The organism is Candidatus Spongiisocius sp. (assembly GCF_965221825.1).
Taxonomy (GTDB): domain Bacteria; phylum Actinomycetota; class Acidimicrobiia; order Spongiisociales; family Spongiisociaceae; genus Spongiisocius.
On sequence record NZ_OZ244917.1, the window covers coordinates 1,104,523 to 1,123,651 of the forward strand.

Consider the following 19,129-nt stretch of genomic DNA (forward strand, 5'->3'; position numbering starts at 1 on the left):
GTCTGTCCGCCTCACCCCGGGATGTAGGCTGGCGCCGGCCGGATCTCACGGGACGTTCTCGGGGCGTCCTCGGTCACCGGCGCCACAGGGGAGGACTTGGGATGATGGGGTTGTCGGGCGCGAGGGTCGTCATAACCGGCGCGGCGACCGGGATAGGCCGCACCGTGGCCGGGAGGTTCGTCGAGGCCGGCGCCGGAGTGCACATCTGCGACATCGACGCCGATGCCTTGGCAGCGGCCCGGGAAGAGGTGCCCGGCATCTCCACCACCCTGGCCGATGTCGGATCGGAACGGGACATCGACCGGTTGTTCGCCGATGCGGTAGCGCGACTCGGAGGGCTGGACATCCTCGTGAACAACGCCGGGCCGAGCGGCCCCACGGTTCCCGTCGACGAGCTCACCTACGAGGACTGGCGCGCCTGCATCAGCGGCAACCTCGATGGCGCCTTCCTCAGCACGCGGGCCGCGGCGCCGCACCTCAAGAAGGCGGGCGCGGGGGCCATCGTCAACATGTCGTCCGTCTCGGGACTTTTCGGTTCCCCGCTACGGAGCCCGTACGCGGCGGCCAAGTGGGCGATTCTCGGCCTGACGAAGACTTGGGCCTCCGAGCTCGGCCCCTATGGCATCCGGGTGAACGCGGTCTGCCCGGGAGGAGTGGCCGGTCCCCGGCTCGACCGGGTCATGCAGGAACTGGCCGACGAACGTGGCGTCCCCTTCCGGGAGGTGTCCGACGAGTGGAAGATGCAAGCGTCCCTTCGGACCTTCATCGAACCCGACGAGATAGCGAACCTGGTCCTGTACCTCTGCTCCCCCCTGAGCGCCGGCATCACCGGAGCGATCGTCCCCATCGACGGCCACCTCGAGACCCTCGTCGGCTAGGAGGGCATCTTCGGGTCCGGGAGTCGGGTGGGCCTGTTTCGGGTGCTGCGCCCCGAACTATGGTGGCGCGCCAGATAAGTAGGAGACTGATGCACCATGCGACCTAGCCCGGACGAAGTACAGCGAATCACCGTGGTGGGGGCTGGGACGATGGGGCATTCGATCGCCCAGGTCTTCGCCCAGGCCGGGATCGATGTGGACCTGGTGGACCTCGACAAGATGGCTCTGGCGCGCGCGCCCGGGTTGGTGGAGGCCAACCTGCGCGTTCTGGTCGACGGAGGCCGCATGGACCCCGAGGAGATCCCGGCGATCCTGGGGCGCCTCCATCCGACCACTTCGCTGGCCGAGGCGGCGGCCCGCGCCGAGTTCGCGATGGAGGTGGTCAGCGAGACCATCGCCGCCAAGCAGGCTGTGGTCAACGCGTTCGAGGATGCGGCGGAGCCCGATGTGGTGCTGGCGAGCAACACCTCGGCTCTGGACCTGTTCGCGCAGGTGACGGCTGCCAGACCCGAGCGGTTCGTCTGTGCCCACTGGTTCATGCCCCCGTACATCGTCCCCCTGGTCGAGGTCGCCGGCGGGCCCGACTCGTCGAGCGAGTCCCTCGAGTGGACCGCCGGCCTGCTCCGGCGGATCGGGAAGCAGCCTCTCGTGATGAAGCAGTTTGCGATCGGCTTCATCGCCAACAAGATCATGATGGCGATGGGAGCTGCGGCGGAGGAACTGATGGACGAGGGCTCCGCGACGCTGGAGGACATCGACTTCGTCATGAAGACCAGCGTCGGCGTGCGGCTGGGGCTGGTGGGGATCTTCCAGAGCCTCGACTTCAACGGGCTCGACCTGATCGCCGGAGGCACGGCGGAGATGGGACTCGAAGTGCCGCCCTATCTCAAGGAGGTCGTAGATCAGGGCTTCTACGGACCCAAGACCGGCCGCGGCTTCTACGACTACGGCGGCCGCTCCGAGCGAGAGGTCGTCCGCAAGCGGGACCTGGCCTACCTGGCCGTGCTGGACGCTCTGGAGGAGGCAGACGCCTTCACGCCGCTGTAGACCCCTCTGGTAACAAACCTCGGGGGTACAAGACGTCAGCTGGTTAGGAGCGAAGGTATGGCACGACGGGTGCTGAAGTGTGATCAGGAGACCCTCCAGAAAGATTTAAGCGGCAAGGTCTACATTGTCACAGGCGCCAATTCCGGAGTGGGGCTCGAAACCACCCGCCAACTCGTAAGGCAGGGTGGCCATGTCGTGATGGCGTGTCGCCGTGTTGAAGCCGGCGAAGAGGAGGCCAAGACATTTGCCGGGCTTAGTGGCAGTTGGGAGGTCATGAGGCTCGACCTTGCAGAACTACGGTCAGTCCGTGATTTTGCTAAGGCATTTCGCAGCAATCATGAAAGGCTCGATGGTCTCGTCTGCAATGCCGGAGCGGTCTTCATGGGCAATGAGGCTGCGTATACGGCAGACGACTTCGAAATGACCATCGGTGTCAACTATCTGGGCCATTTCCTCCTCACCGAGTTGCTTCTGGACTTGCTTGAGAGCAGCTCGCCCTCTCGTATGGTGATCGTCTCGTCTGTGGTGCATGCCGGTCGCCCGGCCAACCGACCGAAGATCCATCTGGACGACCTGCATTACCGCGAAAGGGCTTATCGAGCCTTTGACGCATACGCGGAAGCCAAGGTCGCAGACGTCCTGTATGCCAAGGAGCTTGCGGAACGCCTTAAGGGCACCGGAGTCTCGGTCTTCTCCGTACATCCTGGTTGGGCGCGATCGAACTTCGGCAGGGGCGGCAACCTGTTGATGCGAACCATGCTGACCATCATGCGGCCCCTTACAAGGGGTATGTCTGACAGCAATGAAGACTCAGCCCAAACATCTCTGCACTGCATGCTCTCAGATGATGCCGCTCAACACTCGGGCGCCTACTTCAGCCAGAGCAGTGCCCTGTACCGGGACAAGCAGTGCAAGAACGGTGGATGGCCGATGGAATCACCCAACCCGAACGCCACCGACATGGAGACGGCGGTCGAGCTGGTTCAAGTATCGAGACAACTCGTCGGGCTGGACAAATAGGGGGCTATCACATCGGGCGGAGTGATCGTTGCGAGTAGGCCTATGCCATGCCCATGATGCTCGGCGTGCGCTTACAGGCGTCCGGCGCCGTGCTCGGGGTATAGCTCCTGGTAGAGCTTCCCCCGTTGGTACGGGAGACGGGACGGTCTCGTCGATCTCGATCCTCAGGCCAGGGTCGATGCAGGGTCGGCCGGACGACGGATTTATCCCTAAGACCGAATGGTCGTATCGTGGCGTTTCTGTGGGTACGAACCCGCTTCCCCCGAATCTAGGGGGTCCTCCTGCCTCCCACATCCTGGTTGTTGTGCCGGGAAGGGCACGCGCGCAGGTCCAAGCAAAGAGGGAGGTGCATAGTTGTGGTTGAAGATCGATCGGGCGTCCGGCCCGGCTGGGTCTCGGATGAGATGTTCCCGTTCGAGAGCAAGTTCTTCGCGACTGCGGACGGTCATCGGATGCACTACGTCGACGAGGGCCAAGGCGAACCCATCATCTTCGTCCACGGTAACCCGGCGTGGTCGTTCGAGTTCCGCCACCTGATCGCCGGACTGCGGCCTGAGCGGCGGTGCATCGCCGCCGATCACATCGGGTTCGGCCTTTCCTCGAGGAGCGACCAGCCGCAGGATCATCATCCGAAAGCCCACGCGGAGAGATTCGCCTCGCTCCTCGACCATCTCGGAGCCGAGGAGATCACTTTGTTCCTTACGGATTGGGGCGGGCCGATCGGCCTGGACTTTGCCCGTCGTCACCCGGACCGGGTCAAGCGGCTGGTCATCGCCAATACGTGGTGCTGGCCCGTGGACGATGACTTCCACTTCCGGTTCTTCAGTTCTATGATGGCCAACTCTCTAGGCCAGTACCTCATCAAGAAACGCAACTTTTTCGTCAAGAGGATCATGCCGATGGCGGTCGGCAACAAGCGGGCCGTCCTGACACCGGAGGTCATGAGCCACTACCGGGAGGCCCAACCGACTCCCGAGACTCGCTCCGCCAACGCTGCCCTCCCCGGACACATCATCGGCGCCACCGAATGGTTGAGTTCGATCTGGCAAGACCGCGGTTCGTTCGTCTGTAAACCCACCCTGGTCTTCTGGGGGGCGAAGGACATAGCGTTCCGGAAGAAGGAACTCGACCGTTGGAAGTCCGAACTGTCCGACAGTGAGGTCCACGAGTTCGACGACTGCGGGCACTTCCTGGCCGAAGAGGCACCGGACAGGATCCTTCCACGGCTCTCTACCTTCCTCGGTGGTGGCCCAGACGTGAACGAATGACAGGGTCTGGGTACCTTCACACACCGGCAAGGACGTCTTTGGTCTCCGGCAAGAGGGCACGAAGAGCGATGTCGGTGGAAACTCCCGGCGCTTACAGGCGTCCGGCGCCGTGCTCGGGGTATAGCTCCTGGTAGAGCCTCCCCCGCTCGTACGGGTAGGCGTCCAGGACGGCCTCGTCGATCTCTATCCCCAGGCCGGGACCGGTGGGGACCGCCATGCGGCCGTCCTCGACGCGGTCCATGCCGAAGATGGGGTCGGCCAGCAGTTCATCCCGTAGCGGCTGGTACGGGTCGGGGTCGTACTCGAGCACCTCGGGTTCGATGGCGGCCGCGAGATGGAGACCGGCGGCGAATCCCACCGCGGTCAGGCCTCCGATGTGGGGGACCACTGCGAGATCGTGCGCCTTGGCCAGTGCCGCCACCTCCATGCAGGCGAGTATGCCTCCGCAGACCGTCGGGTCGGGCTGGAGAACGTCCGCGGCGCGATGATGCACCACGTTCGCGAATCCCGCCAGGGAGAAGACCCGCTCGCCCACCGCGATGCGGACCGGTGATTCGGCCCGGAGTTCGGCAAGCGCCCCGATCATGTACTGGGGAAGGGGTTCCTCGTAGAAGTTCACGTTGTACGGCTCCATCCTCCGGGCCAGGCGGATCGCCTCGCGGAGCGTGTACGTCCAGTAGCCGTCGGCCATCAGCAGGCAGTCGTCGCCGATGGCTTGCCTCGTCCTGGCGATCAACTCGAGGTCCCGGTCCGGGTCGTTGCCCAGCCGTACCTTGATGGCCTTGATCCCGACGTCCAGGACATCGTCGAAATACGTCTCGTGCCAGCCGAGGTCCGCGTCGAACGAGGTCGTCCCCGTGGCGTACAGGGGCAGGCTGTCCACGCCGGCGCCGAGGATGGCCGCCAGGGAGACACCGTGCTCCTTACCGAAGATGTCCCACAGGGCGATCTCGATGGCGCCGATGACCTGGGCGGAGATGCCGTCCCATCCGAGGTAGCCGTCCAGCCACAGGTGCATGTCGGCCAGGCGGGCTCTGACCGCCAGCGGGTTCTTGCCCACCAGCACGTCGGCGAGCACGTCATCGACGATGGTCTCTACGACCGTGGGGTACGAGTGCCCGTAGGAAGAGCTTGCCTCACCCCATCCGACGTGCCCGGCGTCCGTGTCGATCTTGACGAGCGAGAAGCCGCGATGCATCTCCGGATCGACCTTCATGTAGCCGGCCGAGAAGGCCTTGATCCGGGTGATCTTCATGCGGTCACCGCCGCGGGCCGGGCCGGAGCGTCATTGCCGTGCCCCGGCCTCGAACTTGCCCACGAGCGTGGGAGCGGGAACCTCGTCGGGCGAGGTCTCCAGGTAGCCGGTGACGCTGATGATGGTGTCCCTGAACCAGATGTCGAAGGGGTTGTCGGATGCGGTCATCTTGTCGAGGATGCCCTCGGGGTCGACGCCGTCGATGGCGACGATGGCCAGATCCATCCCGGGAAGGCGCTGCTCCCAGACCACCTCGCGAGCGACACCCATCCGCCGGTGATGGTCGGCCCACTCCTCGTACCGGGGTCCGGTGACCTCCCGCATCATCCGGCGCCACTCTTCCCGCTTCCCGGGAAGGATCGGCGCCACGATCAAGAACTCGGTCGTATCCGCCAACGGGCTCTCCCATCCTCCGGCAGGTCCGGAGTGTATCCATCCGGTGGGCACCCCACCCGGCCCTTCGCAAGTACGCTCCTAGACTCGCCCTGTGCGGTTGTTGCCGACTTGCCGACCCGACCGGAGCGCGTTGGTGTGAAAGTGTTCAACTTCGATCCGGGCAGGATCCATCTTCTGAGCCTGAGCCAGGGGGATGACCTGCTGGACTCGTTGACGGGCTTCGCCCGGTCCAATGGCATTCTGGCCGCGACGATCACCTTCCTCGGCTCGGTTAGCCGCGCCGACCTGTCCTGGTACGACCCTGACACGGGCGACTACCGCACCTTCGTCCGGGAGGAGCAGCTGGAGGTCGCGGGCGGGACAGGCAACATCTCGCTGTACGAAGGCGGGCCGCTGGTGCACATCCACGCGGTGTTCGCCGATTCGACCGGCCGGACGATCGGCGGCCACATCAACCCGGGGACCACGGTGTTCGCTATGGAGGCCACGGTCCAGCAGCTGGTGGGCGATCCGCCGGAGTTCTGGGGAACCCTTTGAACCGGCACCGGCCTCTAAGAGCAATGCGATACCCGGCTGGGCCGTTGGGGTCTCACCGCAACCGATCCCGGACTAGTGTCCGTTTCCGCGGAAGCCCGCAAGGAGGCGCCATTGACTGACCGCATCGACGGTGACCTGGGTGGAGAGACCGCGGACGGGTCGCCGGTCATCTCGCTGCGGGATGTGAGCAAGGAGTTCAAGCTGGGGAGGGGCGAGTCGTTGCTGGCGGTCTCCGACGTCAGCTTCGATGTGGCGGCCGGGGAGTTCGTGGCGCTCATCGGTCCTTCCGGCTGTGGCAAGTCGACCTTGCTGCGGCTGGTCGGCTCGCTGGAGGTGCCTTCCCACGGAACGGTGGTCGTGAACGGGCGGCAGCCTGCCGAGTTGGCGGCCGCGCATCGCCTGGGAGTGGCGTTCCAAGATCACGCGTTGCTGCCCTGGCTGAGTTCGTGGGACAACATCGCGCTGCCGTTTCACGTGGCCGGGATGAAACCGGACAAGGAGCGTGTCGCCGATCTCATCTCGCTCGTCGGCATGGCGGGGTTCGAGAAGGCAAGACCGAAACAGCTCTCAGGCGGGATGCGCCAGCGCATAGCCATTGCCCGCGCCCTCGCCCTGAACCCGGAAGTACTGCTCCTCGACGAGCCGTTCGGGGCTCTCGATGCAGTGACCCGCCGGCAGATGAACATGGAGCTACAGCGGATCTGGTCCGCTCAGCAGCACACCACGATTCTCGTGACCCATGCGGTGGACGAGGCCCTGTTCCTCGCCGACCGCGTCATCGTCCTGACCGAGCGTCCGGGGCAAGTGAAGTTGGTGCAGGAAGTGGATTTCGAGCGGCCTCGAACGAGGGAGCTTGCTACCACGTCTGAGTTTCACGCCATAGCCGACGAGCTCACCCTGGCCCTGGACTCGACGGGAAGCTGAGAAGCCCTACCTCCCGCAGATCACGCCAGGCCGCGGCTCAATTGCCGTCGGTCTGGAATCGACCAAGAGAGAGTGGCGCCCCCGTCAATCGGAGGCGCCACTTCCTTACAACTGGAAGATCCGAGCGATCAGCAGTCCAGGAGCGAAGCTCCACAACCCGCGAACGCATCATCGAGCAATGTGACGTCGACCATCGATTCGGCAGGGGGAAGGTTGTCGATACCCGTCAGGGCCAGCACATCCCACATGGTGGTCGCTATGGCATCGAGGTCCATCTGGAAGAGACCCTTCTCTTCGGTGAGGCTGCTCGTCATCAAAGGAACTTGAGCGTCATGGACGGGCCGCTGGAATGATATGTCCATGCCCAACTCGGCCCCGCCCCACTTGTTCATCATGAGGTCGATGGCGGCATCGGGATCGGCAAAGGCCGCTTCCCAGCCTTTGATCATCGCCCGCAGGAATCCCACCACCGCATCGCGGTTGGCGTCCACGAAGCTGCGATTGACGAATACGAGGTCGTGATACATCTGCATGCCCAGCTCGGCATAGGACACGGCGACGTTGTCGACACCCATAAAGTCGAGAATGATGGGGTGGCTGTTCATGTAGTTGACCTGACCCCGTACCAAGCCCTCGGCGACCGGTGACGGATCGAAACCAACCGGGACCATGTCATAACAACCGGCCTCCAGCCCGTTGATGGTCAGCAGGGCATCGAGTGTCACGATGTCACCGGGGGTGGCCCCGATCTTGCTGCCGCATATGTCGCTCGCGGCCAGTATCGGGTCCGAAGCCAGAGAACTGATCCCCAGAATGCCCTCTTGCAGTCTCGTACCGAAGATCACGAGATCATCGCCCTGTGAGACCGCTTCGGCAACGCTGGGTAGCCCGCCGAAGCCGATGTCAGCAGCTCCCCCGGCCAGGATCTGGACGGGATGCGGCACGTTCGGGCCCCCGTACTCGAATTCGGGCGCCACGTTCTCCTCCGCGAAGAACCCCAACTCGTCGGCCATGTACAGCCCCAGGAATCCGGGATCCGCTGTCCAGTTCAACTGGACGCGTATGACCGTCGGTTCCATGGGAGCTTCAGTGGTCGGCGCGGCCGTTGTATCCGGTGCCGCCGTCGTCACAGACGCAGCTGTCGTATCCGGCGCGGCCGTGGTTGCGGGCGCGGCTGTCGTGGCAGGTGCTGCCGTTGTGGCGGCAGGCTCGTCATCCCCGCACGCGGCGGCTACCAAAGCCAGCACGAGGACCATCCCGCCCAGTCGTGATCTACTTAAGTACTGCAAAGGGTCGTCTCCTACTTCGCCTTCGATTCATCAGTCTGCCACCCCATCCAGCGGAATGCACCTGATTTTCCGACGGTGAGATCCGGCCGGGGTCGGTGTTGGCCTCAGAGCATCCGCTGCTGGCCGCGCTCCTCGAGCCGGCTCGCACCTACGTATACGACGACCGACAGTATGACTATCACCACCGCGGCGCCCCAGGCCCGCGACATCTGGAAAGCACCGTACGAGATCGCGAAGAGCCACCCGAGACCGTCGCGGCCGGTGAGGAACTCTCCCAGGATCGCGGCGACAATCGCCAGGGCCCCGTTCAACCGGAGTGCCGTGAGGAAGTCCGGCACGGCCGAAGGCAACGCCAGGTGACGCAATCGGGCGCGGCGCCGGGCGCCCATGACGGAGAACACATCGTCGGACCCGGGGGGTGTGGAACGAAAGCCGGAACTGACCAGCACGAATGTCGGGAACATCGATACCAGGGCGGCAACCGCCACAACCGTGGTCCGCGTGTAACCGACAACCCTGGCCATGATCGGGACGGTCGCCACCAGCGGAACGGAGTACATGATGATCATTGGTGTGGTGAGGAGGCCCTTCAGCACCGGAGACAGCCAACTTGCCAGCGCCGCCACCAGCCCGATGAGGCTACCGATGAACAGACCCACCGCAGCCATCTGCAGCGTGTTGAACGTGTACGAGAGATAGGTGCCGGGATCGCCGGCAATATCGCTAACCACCGATTCGGGGGTCGGGGCCACGAGGGGACTGACATCCCAGATGGTCACCGCAAACTGCCAGAAACCGACAACGAAGACGAAGGGCCACACCGTGAGAGCGATATCCGCCAACCGCCGGCGCCAGGAAGCCGGCGCCCCTTCTCCCTCATTCGATCGGCCGGAACCGGCCCGTTCTCGCACATCCTGGCGCACGGAGAAATCGCGGCGCCGGACGAGTTCCTCCACCAAGGCAAAAAAGCCGAAAGCCACGATCGCTATGAACGCCGTCAGCCCTGCGGCGGCCCAGAGCCGGGCGGTGAAGAACTGCTGGAGGGCCACGACCATCACAAAGCCCAATCCCGGATCGGTCGTGCCGAACCACTCGCCGAAGACCACCCCGAACATGGCGGCGGGAGCACCGAGCTTGGCCGCGTACACGACCGAAGGCAGTACCGCCGGCAGCTCCAGCCGCCAGAAGCGGCCGGTCCTGGAAGCCCCCAGAACGGTGAACACATCCTGATGGGATGCGCTCACGAGGTTGAAGCCGGAACTCACCGCAATGAAGCTCGAGAAGAACACGGCCAGGCTCGCGAAGACCAGTGGAGTCGCCGACGCCGACACCACCATGACGATTAGCGGGCCCAGGGCGATCCAGGGGATGGAATTGACAACTGTGGCCAGGCGCCCTATCCCGCGGCGGAGTGGAATGATGACCAGCCCGATGACGGCCAGAGAGATTCCCAGTACCAACCCGGCGGCGAATCCCCGCACCGCGTCCCAGATCGTGCCCGCGGCGGCCCTGCGGAGGATCTCCCGGTCCTTGGAGAGAGACTCGAGAACGTCCGAGAAGGGCGGCCAACCCCTGCCGAACACCTCGCCCTGGCCGACCAGTTCCCAGGCCACGAGGAGGATTCCCACACCCGCGACCCCGAGAGCGGCCGATCGCCAACCGGTTACTCCCTTTGCGGAGATGGCCCCTCCGGTTGCCATATTCCTATCGTCCCTTCGGGAGCTAGTGGTCTATCTGCGTAACAGCTGGGCGTGCTCTGCTTGCCATCGGTGCCCCGTCGCGGCGTTCCGCTTCCTCAACGGACCGCTGCGGGTACGCCTTCGTCAGCGGGCCTTGTGAGGAACACCGCTATTCCGCAGACAGACCAACGTCGGGGATCATACCCGCCGGTCCTGACCCGCGAACAGGATGGAACCCATGATGGGGCGGAGGTGTCCGCCCCGCTAGCGTTGCAGCGGTCACACGACGGGATGACATGAGGATTATCACTGTTCAGGCCACCCTCCGCCCGGATCACCTGGAGAGGTTCGTGGCGGCCTCGGTCGCCAACGCGCGCGCTTCGGTCGCGACCGAACCGGGGTGCCGCCGCTTCGATCTCTTCCACGACGACGCGGACCCGGCCAGGGTGGGATTCAACGAGATCTACGACGACGATGACGCAGTCGACGCCCATGGCTCCTCGGCGCATTTCGAGACCTGGTTGTCGGCTACCGACGGCATGCTGGATCAAACGGTATGGGCTACATGTCGCAGCCTCTATACCGCCAGCCCGGAATCCGGCGGTCCCTCATCCACCGGAGGGATCAGGGTCTACCAGGCGCGTATCTCCCTGCAGCCGGATGATGCGGACGGTTTCATCGCCTCGGTGACGGAGCAGGCTCGCGCCGCCGCAGCGCGGGAACAGGGCCTGGTGCGCTTCGACATCAGCCAGAACGTCGACCTCCCCACCGAGATCTGGCTCTACAAGGTCCATGCCGATGCCGCCGCGGCGCGTGGCCACGCGGCCGCGCGCTACACGGCCGCTCATCTCGACCGGTACGGCGACTACTACTCGGACGGAGGGCTCGAGCCCATCTCCGGGCCGAGTATCTGGCCGCCTGACGCCGGGTGGTGAGCGCGAACCCTCAGTGACCGGGGGCGGTGACCTCGAACGCGAACAGGTCGGAGCGGCTGTAGTGGCCCGCGACGTCGAGATCGAACTTCCCTCTGATGGTGTTCGACAGGTCGATGCCGGCCATCAGGATCGATTCCTCTCCGTAGTGGGGACCGGCCAGCACCTCGCCGAACGGATCGACGATGCAGCTCCCTCCCCGCGTGATGACCTGGTCGGGTTCGTCTCCGAAGGCGGAGGAATAGTCGTCCGGGTAGTCGGCGCGGGTGGTGTACTGGTTGGCGGAGAGGACGTAGCAACGGCCCTCCACCGCGATGTGGCGCATCGAGGCGGTCCAGCTGTCCCTGGCGTCGGCGGTGGGAGCGCACCAGATCTGGACATCCTGGCGGTACAGGGAGTAGCGCAGTAGCGGCATGTAGTTCTCCCAGCAGACAGCAGCCCCCAGGTTGCCGTGCCTGGTCCGATGAACCTTCAGCGTGGAGCCATCACCGAAGCCCCATATGAGGCGTTCGGACCCCGTGGGCATCACCTTCCGGTGCTTGGCATAGAGGCCCTCCTCGGGCGAGAAGAACAGGACCGAGCAGTACAGGGTGCTCCCGCCCCGCTCGATGACTCCGATCACGATGTCCAGATCCAGTTCGGATGACACCTCCGCGAGCCGGTCGGTCACCGGGCCGGGCACATCGACCGACGAGTCCCAGTAGCGGAGGAACATGTCCCGCCCGGCCTCGCTCCTCGACCCGACCACTGCGCCGAAATCGAGGCCGCGCGGGTAGGCGGACAGGAACGCCTCGGGGAATACGACCAGGTCGGCGCCCTTGGACCTGGCCCTGGTGGCCAGATCGATCGCCTTGGCCAGCGAAGCCTCCCGATCGAAACCGACCGGCGCCGCCTGCACCACGGCCGCCGTGAAGGTCCGCCCCGGTGCGTTCCCAGCCGCGGAGTGCTCGTTAGGATCGGCCGTCGACATCGCCGCTTGAGGCTAGTACCTGCAAGGGTTGCGGGATCAGCCTCCCAGACCTCCCAGGGAGTACCAATGTCCGTCCGAAGGTTCACCGAAGTCGAGGCCTACCAGCACGCCGACGACGGCTATTACTACCGGCCGCTGGTTGCCGGCAAGGAGCTGTTCTCCTACGTGGCTCACGTGCCGGCCGGCGGGTACATGGCGCCCGATGCCGAGGAGGCCGAGCTGTTCGAGCTGTCCCTTTTCATGCTGGAGGGAGAACTGGACGGGATCCTCGACGAGGACCGGGTGCCCCTCACGGCCGGGGACGCGCTGCACATCCCGAGGGGGATGCCCTTCGGCGTCGAGAACAGGGGCACGGCAACGGTCTCGTTCGTGCTGAGCTTCGCTCCCCCGCCTCCCAACGTGGACCTCGACACGATGAAACAGTCCGCCGTCGAGCGCGGCAGGGTGGTGATCGAGGCCGGCGATGTCGAGGACGTGGTCGGCCCGGTCACATTCCCCGGATAGGCATCGTCGCGGTCGGGCGCCCGTCGGCGATCGGGCGGTGACCCTGTGAGCGAGACAGGCTTCCACGAGGAGAACCGGTCCGTCGAGGTCGACGGAGCAACGCTGGCCGGGACGCTGACCCTCCCCACCATGGCGGGCCCCTGGCCGGTGGCCCTCCTGCTGGGCGGCACCTTCTCGGACCTCCGGGATGCGGACGCCGATCCGCGGCTGTGGCCCGGAGTCCCCAGGCGCGGCATGTACGCCATCCTCGCCCGCGGTCTGGCGGAGGCGGGTATCGCCTCATTCCGCTTCGACCGGAGGGGCGCAGGCGAGAGCACCGGAGAGTTGGGAGTCCGGCGCCGCCAGGAGGTGGCCGACGCCGGCGCCGTCTGGAGATGGATTCGGTCCTTGCCCGAGTGCGACGGCAGGGCGGCCATGCTCGGTCACAGCGCCGGCGCCTACGTGCTCTGCCGGGTGGCTCACGAGGTGGGACAGCCCGACGCGGCGGTATTGCAGGGCGCGCTCTACCGCTCGATCGCCGGGTTGCTCGAGTACAACTACCGCCTGGTACGCGACTACATGCGCCTCGGGAAGTCCGAAACCGCATGGGTGAGAGAGCACTCCCGGAAGGCGTACGAGGACGCGACGATGATGGACGACATCGTCCAGGCGATCCGCAAGCGCGAGCCGCAGGCCGCCGGCCAACTCGACGGCGAGCCGTGGACCCGTGACCTCTCAAGCCTCCGGTACGACCTGGACCTCCCTCCCGAGGACCAGTTCCGGCACCTGGCAGCCCCCTCTCTCGTCCTTCACGCCTCCGAGGACCTGAACGTGCCCGTGGAGGACTCCTTCAACACGATCCGCGCCCTGTGGGCCGCCGGGAACCGGCAGGTCGAACTGCGGATCATTCCCGGCGCCAACCACTCCTTTCAGCTGGACGCCGACGACTACGCCACCCGCGTACGGGAGAAGCTCACGATGCAGAACTTCGGCCGGCCGTTCCATCCCCTCTACCCGGCAGTCGTGATCGACTACCTGGCCAGAATGCTCCTCTGACCCCACCGGACGTGAGCATCAGCCGAGCGGCGGCGCCAACACCGACACTCCAAATAGTGCGCAGAAGCGGCATTAAATACTGCGCAAAAGCGACATTAATTCGTGCGCAAAAGTGGTAGTATATCAGGGCTGTGCGATACCTGACACGCCTCGTGGACCCCTGGATCACTGAGATACTCGCCTCGGCGCCTGCGGTGATGATCACCGGGGCAAGGGCGGCCGGCAAGACGACCACCGCCCTCCGGCACGCGGCGAGTGTCGTGAGGCTTGACAACGAGCGGGAAGCGGCGCCGTTCAGGGCAGACCCGGACGCTGCCTTGAGAGACCGACCCGAGCCAGTGCTCTTGGATGAGTGGCAGGAGTGCCCGGAAGTGCTTGGCGCTCTCAAGCGGGCAGTAGACACCGAACGACGCCCCGGACGGTTCATCTTGACCGGCTCGGTTCACGCCGACGTTGATCCGGCGCTATGGCCGGGTACGGGTCGGCTCATCAGGGTGCCGATGCATCCGTTGACTGTCCGCGAGCAACTCTCGCGTCGAGGCCGTCCTTTCCTCGATCGGCTCCTTGCCGCTGAAGCCCCGGAGGATCCTGGGGACACGCCCGATCTGCGCGGATACGCCGAGATGGCGCTGCGCGGCGGCTTTCCCGAGCCGGCCGTACAGCTACCGGACCGCATCCGGAATCAGTGGCTGTCCGACTACGTGGATCAACTCACCCACGGTTCACCGGGACGTGGCCGTCCGCTCGACAGATCGCGGCTCAGGGCCTTCTTCAGCGTCTACGCCCTGAACTCGGCCGGCGTCGCCGCCGACACGACCCTCTACCAGGCCGCCGGGATCGACCGGCGCACCGCGCACGCATACACCAAGCTGCTAAACGACTTGGGCGCGATCGCTGAGCTTCCCGCATGGAGCAGCAATCGTCTAAAGCGTTTGTCAAGAGGGCCGAAGCGTTACATCGCCGACACGGGTCTATGGGGAGCGGCAGTCGGCGCGGATGCTGCTCTGGTTATGAGCGACGGTGACCTGCTGGGCCGCCTCATCGAGACTTTCGTCGCCAATCAGCTCCGGGCTGAAGTTGCTGTCGACCCGAATCGTCCTCGCCTTCACCACCTCAGAGATCGAGAGGGTCGCCACGAGGTGGACCTCATCGCCGACCTGGGTATGCGTGGTCTCGTCGCGATCGAGGTCAAGGCCCATAGCGCACCGTCTCCCAGACACGCCCGGAACCTCGCCTGGCTTCACGACCAGATGGGCGACCGGTTCCTGACCGGGGTACTCCTGCACACCGGCCCGGCGGCCTTCAAGCTCACCGACCGCATCCGGGCCATCCCGATCAGCGCCATCTGGAGTTGACCGGAGCGCATCCCTTACGGGCGACAGGCCCCCCACCGGGGGACACCACTAACCTCGACTCCGCGAAGAGGCTCGTCCGAGCCGACCTCGAGTCACGGGAGACTCTCGTCACATCTGATACACCGACTTGCGATCTGCTGGTCACCGGAGGGACGGTGGTCACGGTGGACGATCAACGCCGGGTCATCGATCCGGGCGCGATCGCCATAACCGGGGACCGGATCGTCGCGGTCGGCCCCGCTCGCGACCTGGCTCACTACCGGGCGAACCGGGTAATCGACGCCACCGGCGGTGCGGTCCTGCCCGGGCTCGTGGACACCCACCAGCACCTCTTCCAGTACCTGATGAGAGGCCTCGGAGAAGGCCTGGAACTGTGGCCCTGGCTGTCGGACTTCATGTGGCCGGTCACCACCGCCATCACCATCGAGGAGGCCAGGATCGGCGCTCAGATCGGAGCGGTGGAGGCCGCTCGCTCCGGGGTGACCACCGTGCTCGACAACCACTACGCCCCCACCGACTTCGCATCCACCCTCGCCGTCGCGGACGCCATCGCCGCGGTCGGGCTACGAGGCGCGGTTGCCAGGGGCATGACCGGCGAGCTGACCCCGATGGCGGCCAAGCACGGCCTGGCGGGCGAGCTGTTCCGCTACTCCAACCAGGAGGAGATCGACATCACCCGGGCCTGTATCGAGGCCCGCCCGCCCGACGCCCGGGTGGGTGTCTGGCCGGCGCCCCTCAACATCATCTACGTCGACCAGGAGCTCGTGGTCAATGCAGTCGGCCTGGCGCACGAGAAGGGCGTCGGCTGGCACTCGCACTGCTCGGAGGCCGCCAACGACCCGGTCTTCTATCTCGAGGAATACGACCGCAGGCCGGTGGTGTGGCTGGCTGAGCAAGACCTCCTGGGCCGGGGCGCCACCCTGGCCCACGGAATCTTCCTCGACGACCAGGAGGTCGAGCTGGTCGGAGACTCCCGGACCGGTGTCGCCTACTGTCCCATCTCCCATCAGTACATAGCCCTGGGGGTGATGCGCCTCCGCGACCTGCGCGACGCCGGCGCCGCCGTCGCACTCGGTCTGGACGGAGGCAGCGGGCACCGGCTGGACATGTTCTCCTGCATGAAGCAGGCCGTCCTCCTCCAGCGTGTCCATAGCCAGAACCCCACCGAGTCGAACGGCGAGGAGGCCATCGAGCTGGCTACCCGCGCCGGCGCCGAGTACATGGGGATCGAAGCCGGTGTCATCGCACCGGGAAAGCTGGCGGACCTGGTGATCGTCGATCAGTCCGCTCCCCACCACGCTCCGCTCCACCGCACGGTGGCGTCGGTCGTCTACTCCACCGGCCCCTCCGATGTGACCCATACGATCGTCGGGGGCGACGTCATCTTCGAGAACGGCAGGTGCACGATGGTGGATGAAGCGGCCGTCGTCGAGGAAGCGAACGGTCGGGCCGCGGACCTCGTTGCCCGAGCCGGGCTCACTCCCCTGCTGGAACCGTGGCGAACCGCTGCGGACGGGGCCTGAGCCCCCGATCCGGTACTGCGGGAGGCCAGGCTACGCCTGATCGGCGGGAGCGGCTAGGTTCTCTATGGTTCGGGCCTCGTAAGGTGATTCCTCGGTACCAGGACGGGGCGCCGTCCGGGGAGTCATAACCGTCTCGAAAGGAACATCGATGGGCGAAATCGAAGCGACTTGGGACTTTCGCGACCCGTACCTCTGGATGGGTAAGACCGCCAGGAGTGCGATGCCGCCCCTGATCATCACCGCGGCCATAAGCGGCGGCGGCCATGGCAAGGAGTCGATTCCCGCGCTTCCCGAGACCCCGGAGGAGCAGGCCGAGGAAGCCCGGAAGGCATACGAGGCCGGCGCCTCGCAGATCCACGTGCACGCCCGGGATCCCAACGACTGGAGCCAGTGCACCGGCAACCCCGACGACTACGGGAAGGTGAACCGGATGATCCGGGAAGCGTGCCCGGACGTCATCATCAACAACAGCACCGGCGGCGGGCCCACCCTGACCACGGAGCAGCGGTACTCGCCGCTCTACGCCGACCCGGCACCGGACGTGGCCACCCTCAACCTCGGTCCGTTCGTGTCGAAATTCACCATGCCCGAGCGGCCTTCCCACCTTCCCCATCCCCGCGGTCCGGTCGAATACGACATGTGCAGCGGCACGACCTACGGCGAGCTGAACCACTACGCGTCCGTGATCGCCGAGCGCGGGATGAAGCCGGAGTTGGAGATCTACGACCCCGGCCAGTACTGGGTGCTTCGCGACCTCATCTACAACGAGAACGTGACACCTCCATACATGGTGCAGTTCGTCCTCGGAGCGCAGACCGCCTCGTTCCCGACCCCCGCCAACCTCATGTCGCTCATCAACGAACTCCCGGAGGGCGCGCTGTACTCGGTGATCGGCACGGGACCGTTCCAGATCCCGATGAACGTCCTGGGAATCCTGCTCGGAGGCCATGTGCGGGTGGGATTGGAGGACAACATCTACTACCGGCGCGGCGAGAAGGCCACAGGCAACGCCCAACTGGTGAGCCGAATCCGCAGGATCGCCGAGGAGATGAACCGCGAGATCGCCACCCCCGCCCAGGCCCGCCAGATGCTGGGCCTCCCCCAGGTCGGATGATGCGCGGAGGCCGACAGGACCGTTCCGACCCAGCCGCGGGGTGCACGTGGATCCAGGCATGAACGCCGGCCCGCGCCGCCAGATCCTGGACATCGGCGCCTTCGACGTGTCCGATGTCCGGGCCGGCACCGAGACCGCACTCACCGACGGCATCCTGACTATCAACATCGGGGAGTTGGAGGAACTGCTGTCCGCGGATCCCGATCTGGCCGCCGTCTCGGTGGAGATCATCAGGCCGGGGGAATCGGTCAGGGTGATAAACGCGATCGACGCGGTGGAGCCGCGGACCAAGGTGGACCCTCCCGGCGCGGACTTCTCTGGACTCCTGACCGTGCCCAAGCTGGTAGGCACGGGAACCACCCACGCCCTGAAAGGGGTGGCGGTGGTGGAGACCGCCCTTCCGGTGCCGGGCGAACCGCGCTACTGGCGGGAGGCCGTCTTCGACATGGCCGGACCCACGGCCGCGTACTCGCCCCTCTCTGACCTGATCAACGTGGTGGTCTCCTGCGAACCGACCACGGAACTGCTGGAGAGTGAGGACCGCCCCACCAACGTCTTCGAGGGAACGCCCGAGGCGGTGGAGTACAACAAGGCGGTCCGGCTGGCAGGCCTCAAAGCGGCCCGGTACCTGGCGGAGACAACGCTCGGGCAGGAACCCGACCGGGTGGACACCTACGACCTGGCCCCCTCGCCGGTCAACGGGCTACCGGCGGTCGTCTACCTGTACCAGCTGGCCATCCCGTTCCTGCATGGCGAGATCGCTCCCGGCGCCGGGGCGATCGGCGGCGCCGCCCACCTGCCCACGCCGATCCACCCGAACGAGCTGCTCGACGGGGCGCTGGTGTGCGGCTGGAACGCCATCGCGTGCATGCGGGAGCTCACCTACACGGTGCAGAATCACGCCATCATCGAGGACCTCTACGCACGCCACGGCCAGGACATCGATTTCCGAGGGGTGGTCCTCTTCACCAACGGCGACACCCGCGCCGCCAAGGAGCGCCTCGCCAACCACGCGGCCAACCTGGCGATCATGATGGGCGCCGAAGGGGCGTTGATCAACTACGCCGGCGGCGGCCATCCCGCCGTCGACGCCATGATGATATGCAGGAATCTGGAGCGGCGGGGAGTGACCACGACGATGCTGTCGATGGAGATGGCGGCCAACCCGGGCGAGTCCGGCTTCGTCCACTTCGTCAAGGAGGCCGACGCCATCGTGAGCACCGGGAACTACGAGAAGACCGTCCTATTCGAGCCCGTGGAGCGGGTCATCGGCGGCGACGAACTGATCCGGATCGAAAGCGACCCTTCCGGTGCGTTCGAGGCCCCGCTGGCGATCGTGATGGCCAGCACCCATCAGTTCGGCGGAACACGTATACGCGGCGAGGAGTACTGAGAGGCAACCG

At 65.6% G+C, this 19,129-nt stretch carries 18 protein-coding genes; 13 read left to right on the top strand and 5 right to left on the bottom strand.

What is annotated here, in order from left to right; all coding sequences use genetic code 11:
* The first annotated feature begins 101 nt into the window (after positions 1-101).
* The 4 genes from ACOQPD_RS05135 to ACOQPD_RS05150 all read left to right on the top strand — a co-directional run bounded on the left by ACOQPD_RS05135 (position 102) and on the right by ACOQPD_RS05150 (position 4,213).
* Positions 102-878: an SDR family oxidoreductase gene (locus tag ACOQPD_RS05135; RefSeq protein WP_420613834.1), complete on the top strand. Its 777-nt coding sequence runs from the start codon at positions 102-104 to the stop codon at positions 876-878.
* Positions 879-974: 96 nt separating this feature from the next.
* A complete protein-coding gene (locus ACOQPD_RS05140) occupies positions 975-1,925 on the top strand; it encodes a 3-hydroxyacyl-CoA dehydrogenase family protein (RefSeq protein WP_420613835.1) in 951 nt (316 codons plus the stop codon).
* Between the two features lie 57 nt (positions 1,926-1,982).
* Positions 1,983-2,945, top strand: a complete 963-nt coding sequence (locus ACOQPD_RS05145) for an SDR family NAD(P)-dependent oxidoreductase (protein WP_420613836.1) — start codon at positions 1,983-1,985, stop codon at positions 2,943-2,945.
* A 356-nt stretch (positions 2,946-3,301) separates the two neighbouring features.
* Positions 3,302-4,213: an alpha/beta fold hydrolase gene (locus ACOQPD_RS05150; protein WP_420613837.1), complete on the top strand. Its 912-nt coding sequence runs from the start codon at positions 3,302-3,304 to the stop codon at positions 4,211-4,213.
* A 91-nt stretch (positions 4,214-4,304) separates the two neighbouring features.
* On the opposite strand, the gene ACOQPD_RS05155 is transcribed toward ACOQPD_RS05150, so the two are convergent.
* Together ACOQPD_RS05155 and ACOQPD_RS05160 are read right to left on the bottom strand one after the other, a co-directional pair.
* Positions 4,305-5,468, bottom strand: coding sequence for a mandelate racemase/muconate lactonizing enzyme family protein (locus ACOQPD_RS05155; protein ID WP_420613838.1), 1,164 nt, complete (start codon positions 5,466-5,468; stop codon positions 4,305-4,307).
* Positions 5,469-5,498: 30 nt separating this feature from the next.
* The gene (locus tag ACOQPD_RS05160; protein WP_420613839.1) at positions 5,499-5,864 is read right to left on the bottom strand and encodes a hypothetical protein; all 366 of its coding nucleotides are present in this window, start codon (positions 5,862-5,864) and stop codon (positions 5,499-5,501) included.
* A gap of 135 nt (positions 5,865-5,999) precedes the next feature.
* Between ACOQPD_RS05160 and ACOQPD_RS05165 the strand changes: the two genes are divergently transcribed.
* Entirely contained in the window at positions 6,000-6,401 is a 402-nt protein-coding gene (locus tag ACOQPD_RS05165; protein WP_420613840.1) for a PPC domain-containing DNA-binding protein, read from the top strand.
* Positions 6,402-6,512: 111 nt separating this feature from the next.
* The gene (locus ACOQPD_RS05170) at positions 6,513-7,325 is read left to right on the top strand and encodes an ABC transporter ATP-binding protein (protein ID WP_420613841.1); all 813 of its coding nucleotides are present in this window, start codon (positions 6,513-6,515) and stop codon (positions 7,323-7,325) included.
* A 128-nt stretch (positions 7,326-7,453) separates the two neighbouring features.
* Here ACOQPD_RS05170 and ACOQPD_RS05175 read toward each other — a convergent pair whose 3' ends face one another.
* Positions 7,454-8,404: an ABC transporter substrate-binding protein gene (locus tag ACOQPD_RS05175; protein WP_420613842.1), complete on the bottom strand. Its 951-nt coding sequence runs from the start codon at positions 8,402-8,404 to the stop codon at positions 7,454-7,456.
* 314 nt (positions 8,405-8,718) lie between these two features.
* Positions 8,719-10,314: an ABC transporter permease gene (locus ACOQPD_RS05180; RefSeq protein ID WP_420613843.1), complete on the bottom strand. Its 1,596-nt coding sequence runs from the start codon at positions 10,312-10,314 to the stop codon at positions 8,719-8,721.
* A 275-nt stretch (positions 10,315-10,589) separates the two neighbouring features.
* Here ACOQPD_RS05180 and ACOQPD_RS05185 point away from each other — a divergent pair, with 275 nt between their 5' ends.
* Complete coding sequence (locus tag ACOQPD_RS05185) at positions 10,590-11,228, top strand: putative quinol monooxygenase (RefSeq protein WP_420613844.1); 639 nt, start codon at positions 10,590-10,592, stop codon at positions 11,226-11,228.
* 10 nt (positions 11,229-11,238) lie between these two features.
* On the opposite strand, the gene ACOQPD_RS05190 is transcribed toward ACOQPD_RS05185, so the two are convergent.
* Positions 11,239-12,195 (bottom strand): carbon-nitrogen hydrolase family protein, encoded by a 957-nt coding sequence (locus tag ACOQPD_RS05190; protein WP_420613845.1) that lies wholly within the window; start codon positions 12,193-12,195, stop codon positions 11,239-11,241.
* 66 nt (positions 12,196-12,261) lie between these two features.
* Between ACOQPD_RS05190 and ACOQPD_RS05195 the strand changes: the two genes are divergently transcribed.
* From ACOQPD_RS05195 to ACOQPD_RS05220, 6 genes are all read left to right on the top strand, one after another.
* Complete coding sequence (locus ACOQPD_RS05195) at positions 12,262-12,699, top strand: cupin domain-containing protein (RefSeq protein ID WP_420613846.1); 438 nt, start codon at positions 12,262-12,264, stop codon at positions 12,697-12,699.
* Between the two features lie 45 nt (positions 12,700-12,744).
* Positions 12,745-13,734 carry an alpha/beta hydrolase family protein gene (locus ACOQPD_RS05200; protein WP_420613847.1) on the top strand — a complete coding sequence of 330 codons (990 nt, stop codon included), beginning with the start codon at positions 12,745-12,747 and terminating at the stop codon, positions 13,732-13,734.
* A 131-nt stretch (positions 13,735-13,865) separates the two neighbouring features.
* Positions 13,866-15,089, top strand: a complete 1,224-nt coding sequence (locus tag ACOQPD_RS05205) for an ATP-binding protein (RefSeq protein WP_420613848.1) — start codon at positions 13,866-13,868, stop codon at positions 15,087-15,089.
* Positions 15,090-15,244: 155 nt separating this feature from the next.
* The gene (locus ACOQPD_RS05210) at positions 15,245-16,612 is read left to right on the top strand and encodes an amidohydrolase family protein (protein ID WP_420613849.1); all 1,368 of its coding nucleotides are present in this window, start codon (positions 15,245-15,247) and stop codon (positions 16,610-16,612) included.
* A 148-nt stretch (positions 16,613-16,760) separates the two neighbouring features.
* The gene (locus ACOQPD_RS05215) at positions 16,761-17,726 is read left to right on the top strand and encodes a 3-keto-5-aminohexanoate cleavage protein (RefSeq protein WP_420613850.1); all 966 of its coding nucleotides are present in this window, start codon (positions 16,761-16,763) and stop codon (positions 17,724-17,726) included.
* A 58-nt stretch (positions 17,727-17,784) separates the two neighbouring features.
* Entirely contained in the window at positions 17,785-19,119 is a 1,335-nt protein-coding gene (locus ACOQPD_RS05220; protein ID WP_420613851.1) for a glycine/sarcosine/betaine reductase component B subunit, read from the top strand.
* Positions 19,120-19,129: the final 10 nt, after the last annotated feature.

Bases quoted from the DNA above. Each gene is read 5' to 3' on its own strand.
- ACOQPD_RS05135 (WP_420613834.1), top strand. From the start codon at position 102: ATGATGGGGTTGTCGGGCGCGAGGGTCGTCATAACCGGCGCGGCGACC.
- ACOQPD_RS05140 (WP_420613835.1), top strand. From the start codon at position 975: ATGCGACCTAGCCCGGACGAAGTACAGCGAATCACCGTGGTGGGGGCT.
- ACOQPD_RS05145 (WP_420613836.1), top strand. From the start codon at position 1,983: ATGGCACGACGGGTGCTGAAGTGTGATCAGGAGACCCTCCAGAAAGAT.
- ACOQPD_RS05155 (WP_420613838.1), bottom strand. From the start codon at position 5,468: ATGAAGATCACCCGGATCAAGGCCTTCTCGGCCGGCTACATGAAGGTC.
- ACOQPD_RS05175 (WP_420613842.1), bottom strand. From the start codon at position 8,404: ATGGAACCGACGGTCATACGCGTCCAGTTGAACTGGACAGCGGATCCC.
- ACOQPD_RS05180 (WP_420613843.1), bottom strand. From the start codon at position 10,314: ATGGCAACCGGAGGGGCCATCTCCGCAAAGGGAGTAACCGGTTGGCGA.
- ACOQPD_RS05185 (WP_420613844.1), top strand. From the start codon at position 10,590: ATGAGGATTATCACTGTTCAGGCCACCCTCCGCCCGGATCACCTGGAG.
- ACOQPD_RS05190 (WP_420613845.1), bottom strand. From the start codon at position 12,195: ATGTCGACGGCCGATCCTAACGAGCACTCCGCGGCTGGGAACGCACCG.
- ACOQPD_RS05195 (WP_420613846.1), top strand. From the start codon at position 12,262: ATGTCCGTCCGAAGGTTCACCGAAGTCGAGGCCTACCAGCACGCCGAC.
- ACOQPD_RS05215 (WP_420613850.1), top strand. From the start codon at position 16,761: ATGGGCGAAATCGAAGCGACTTGGGACTTTCGCGACCCGTACCTCTGG.
- ACOQPD_RS05220 (WP_420613851.1), top strand. From the start codon at position 17,785: ATGAACGCCGGCCCGCGCCGCCAGATCCTGGACATCGGCGCCTTCGAC.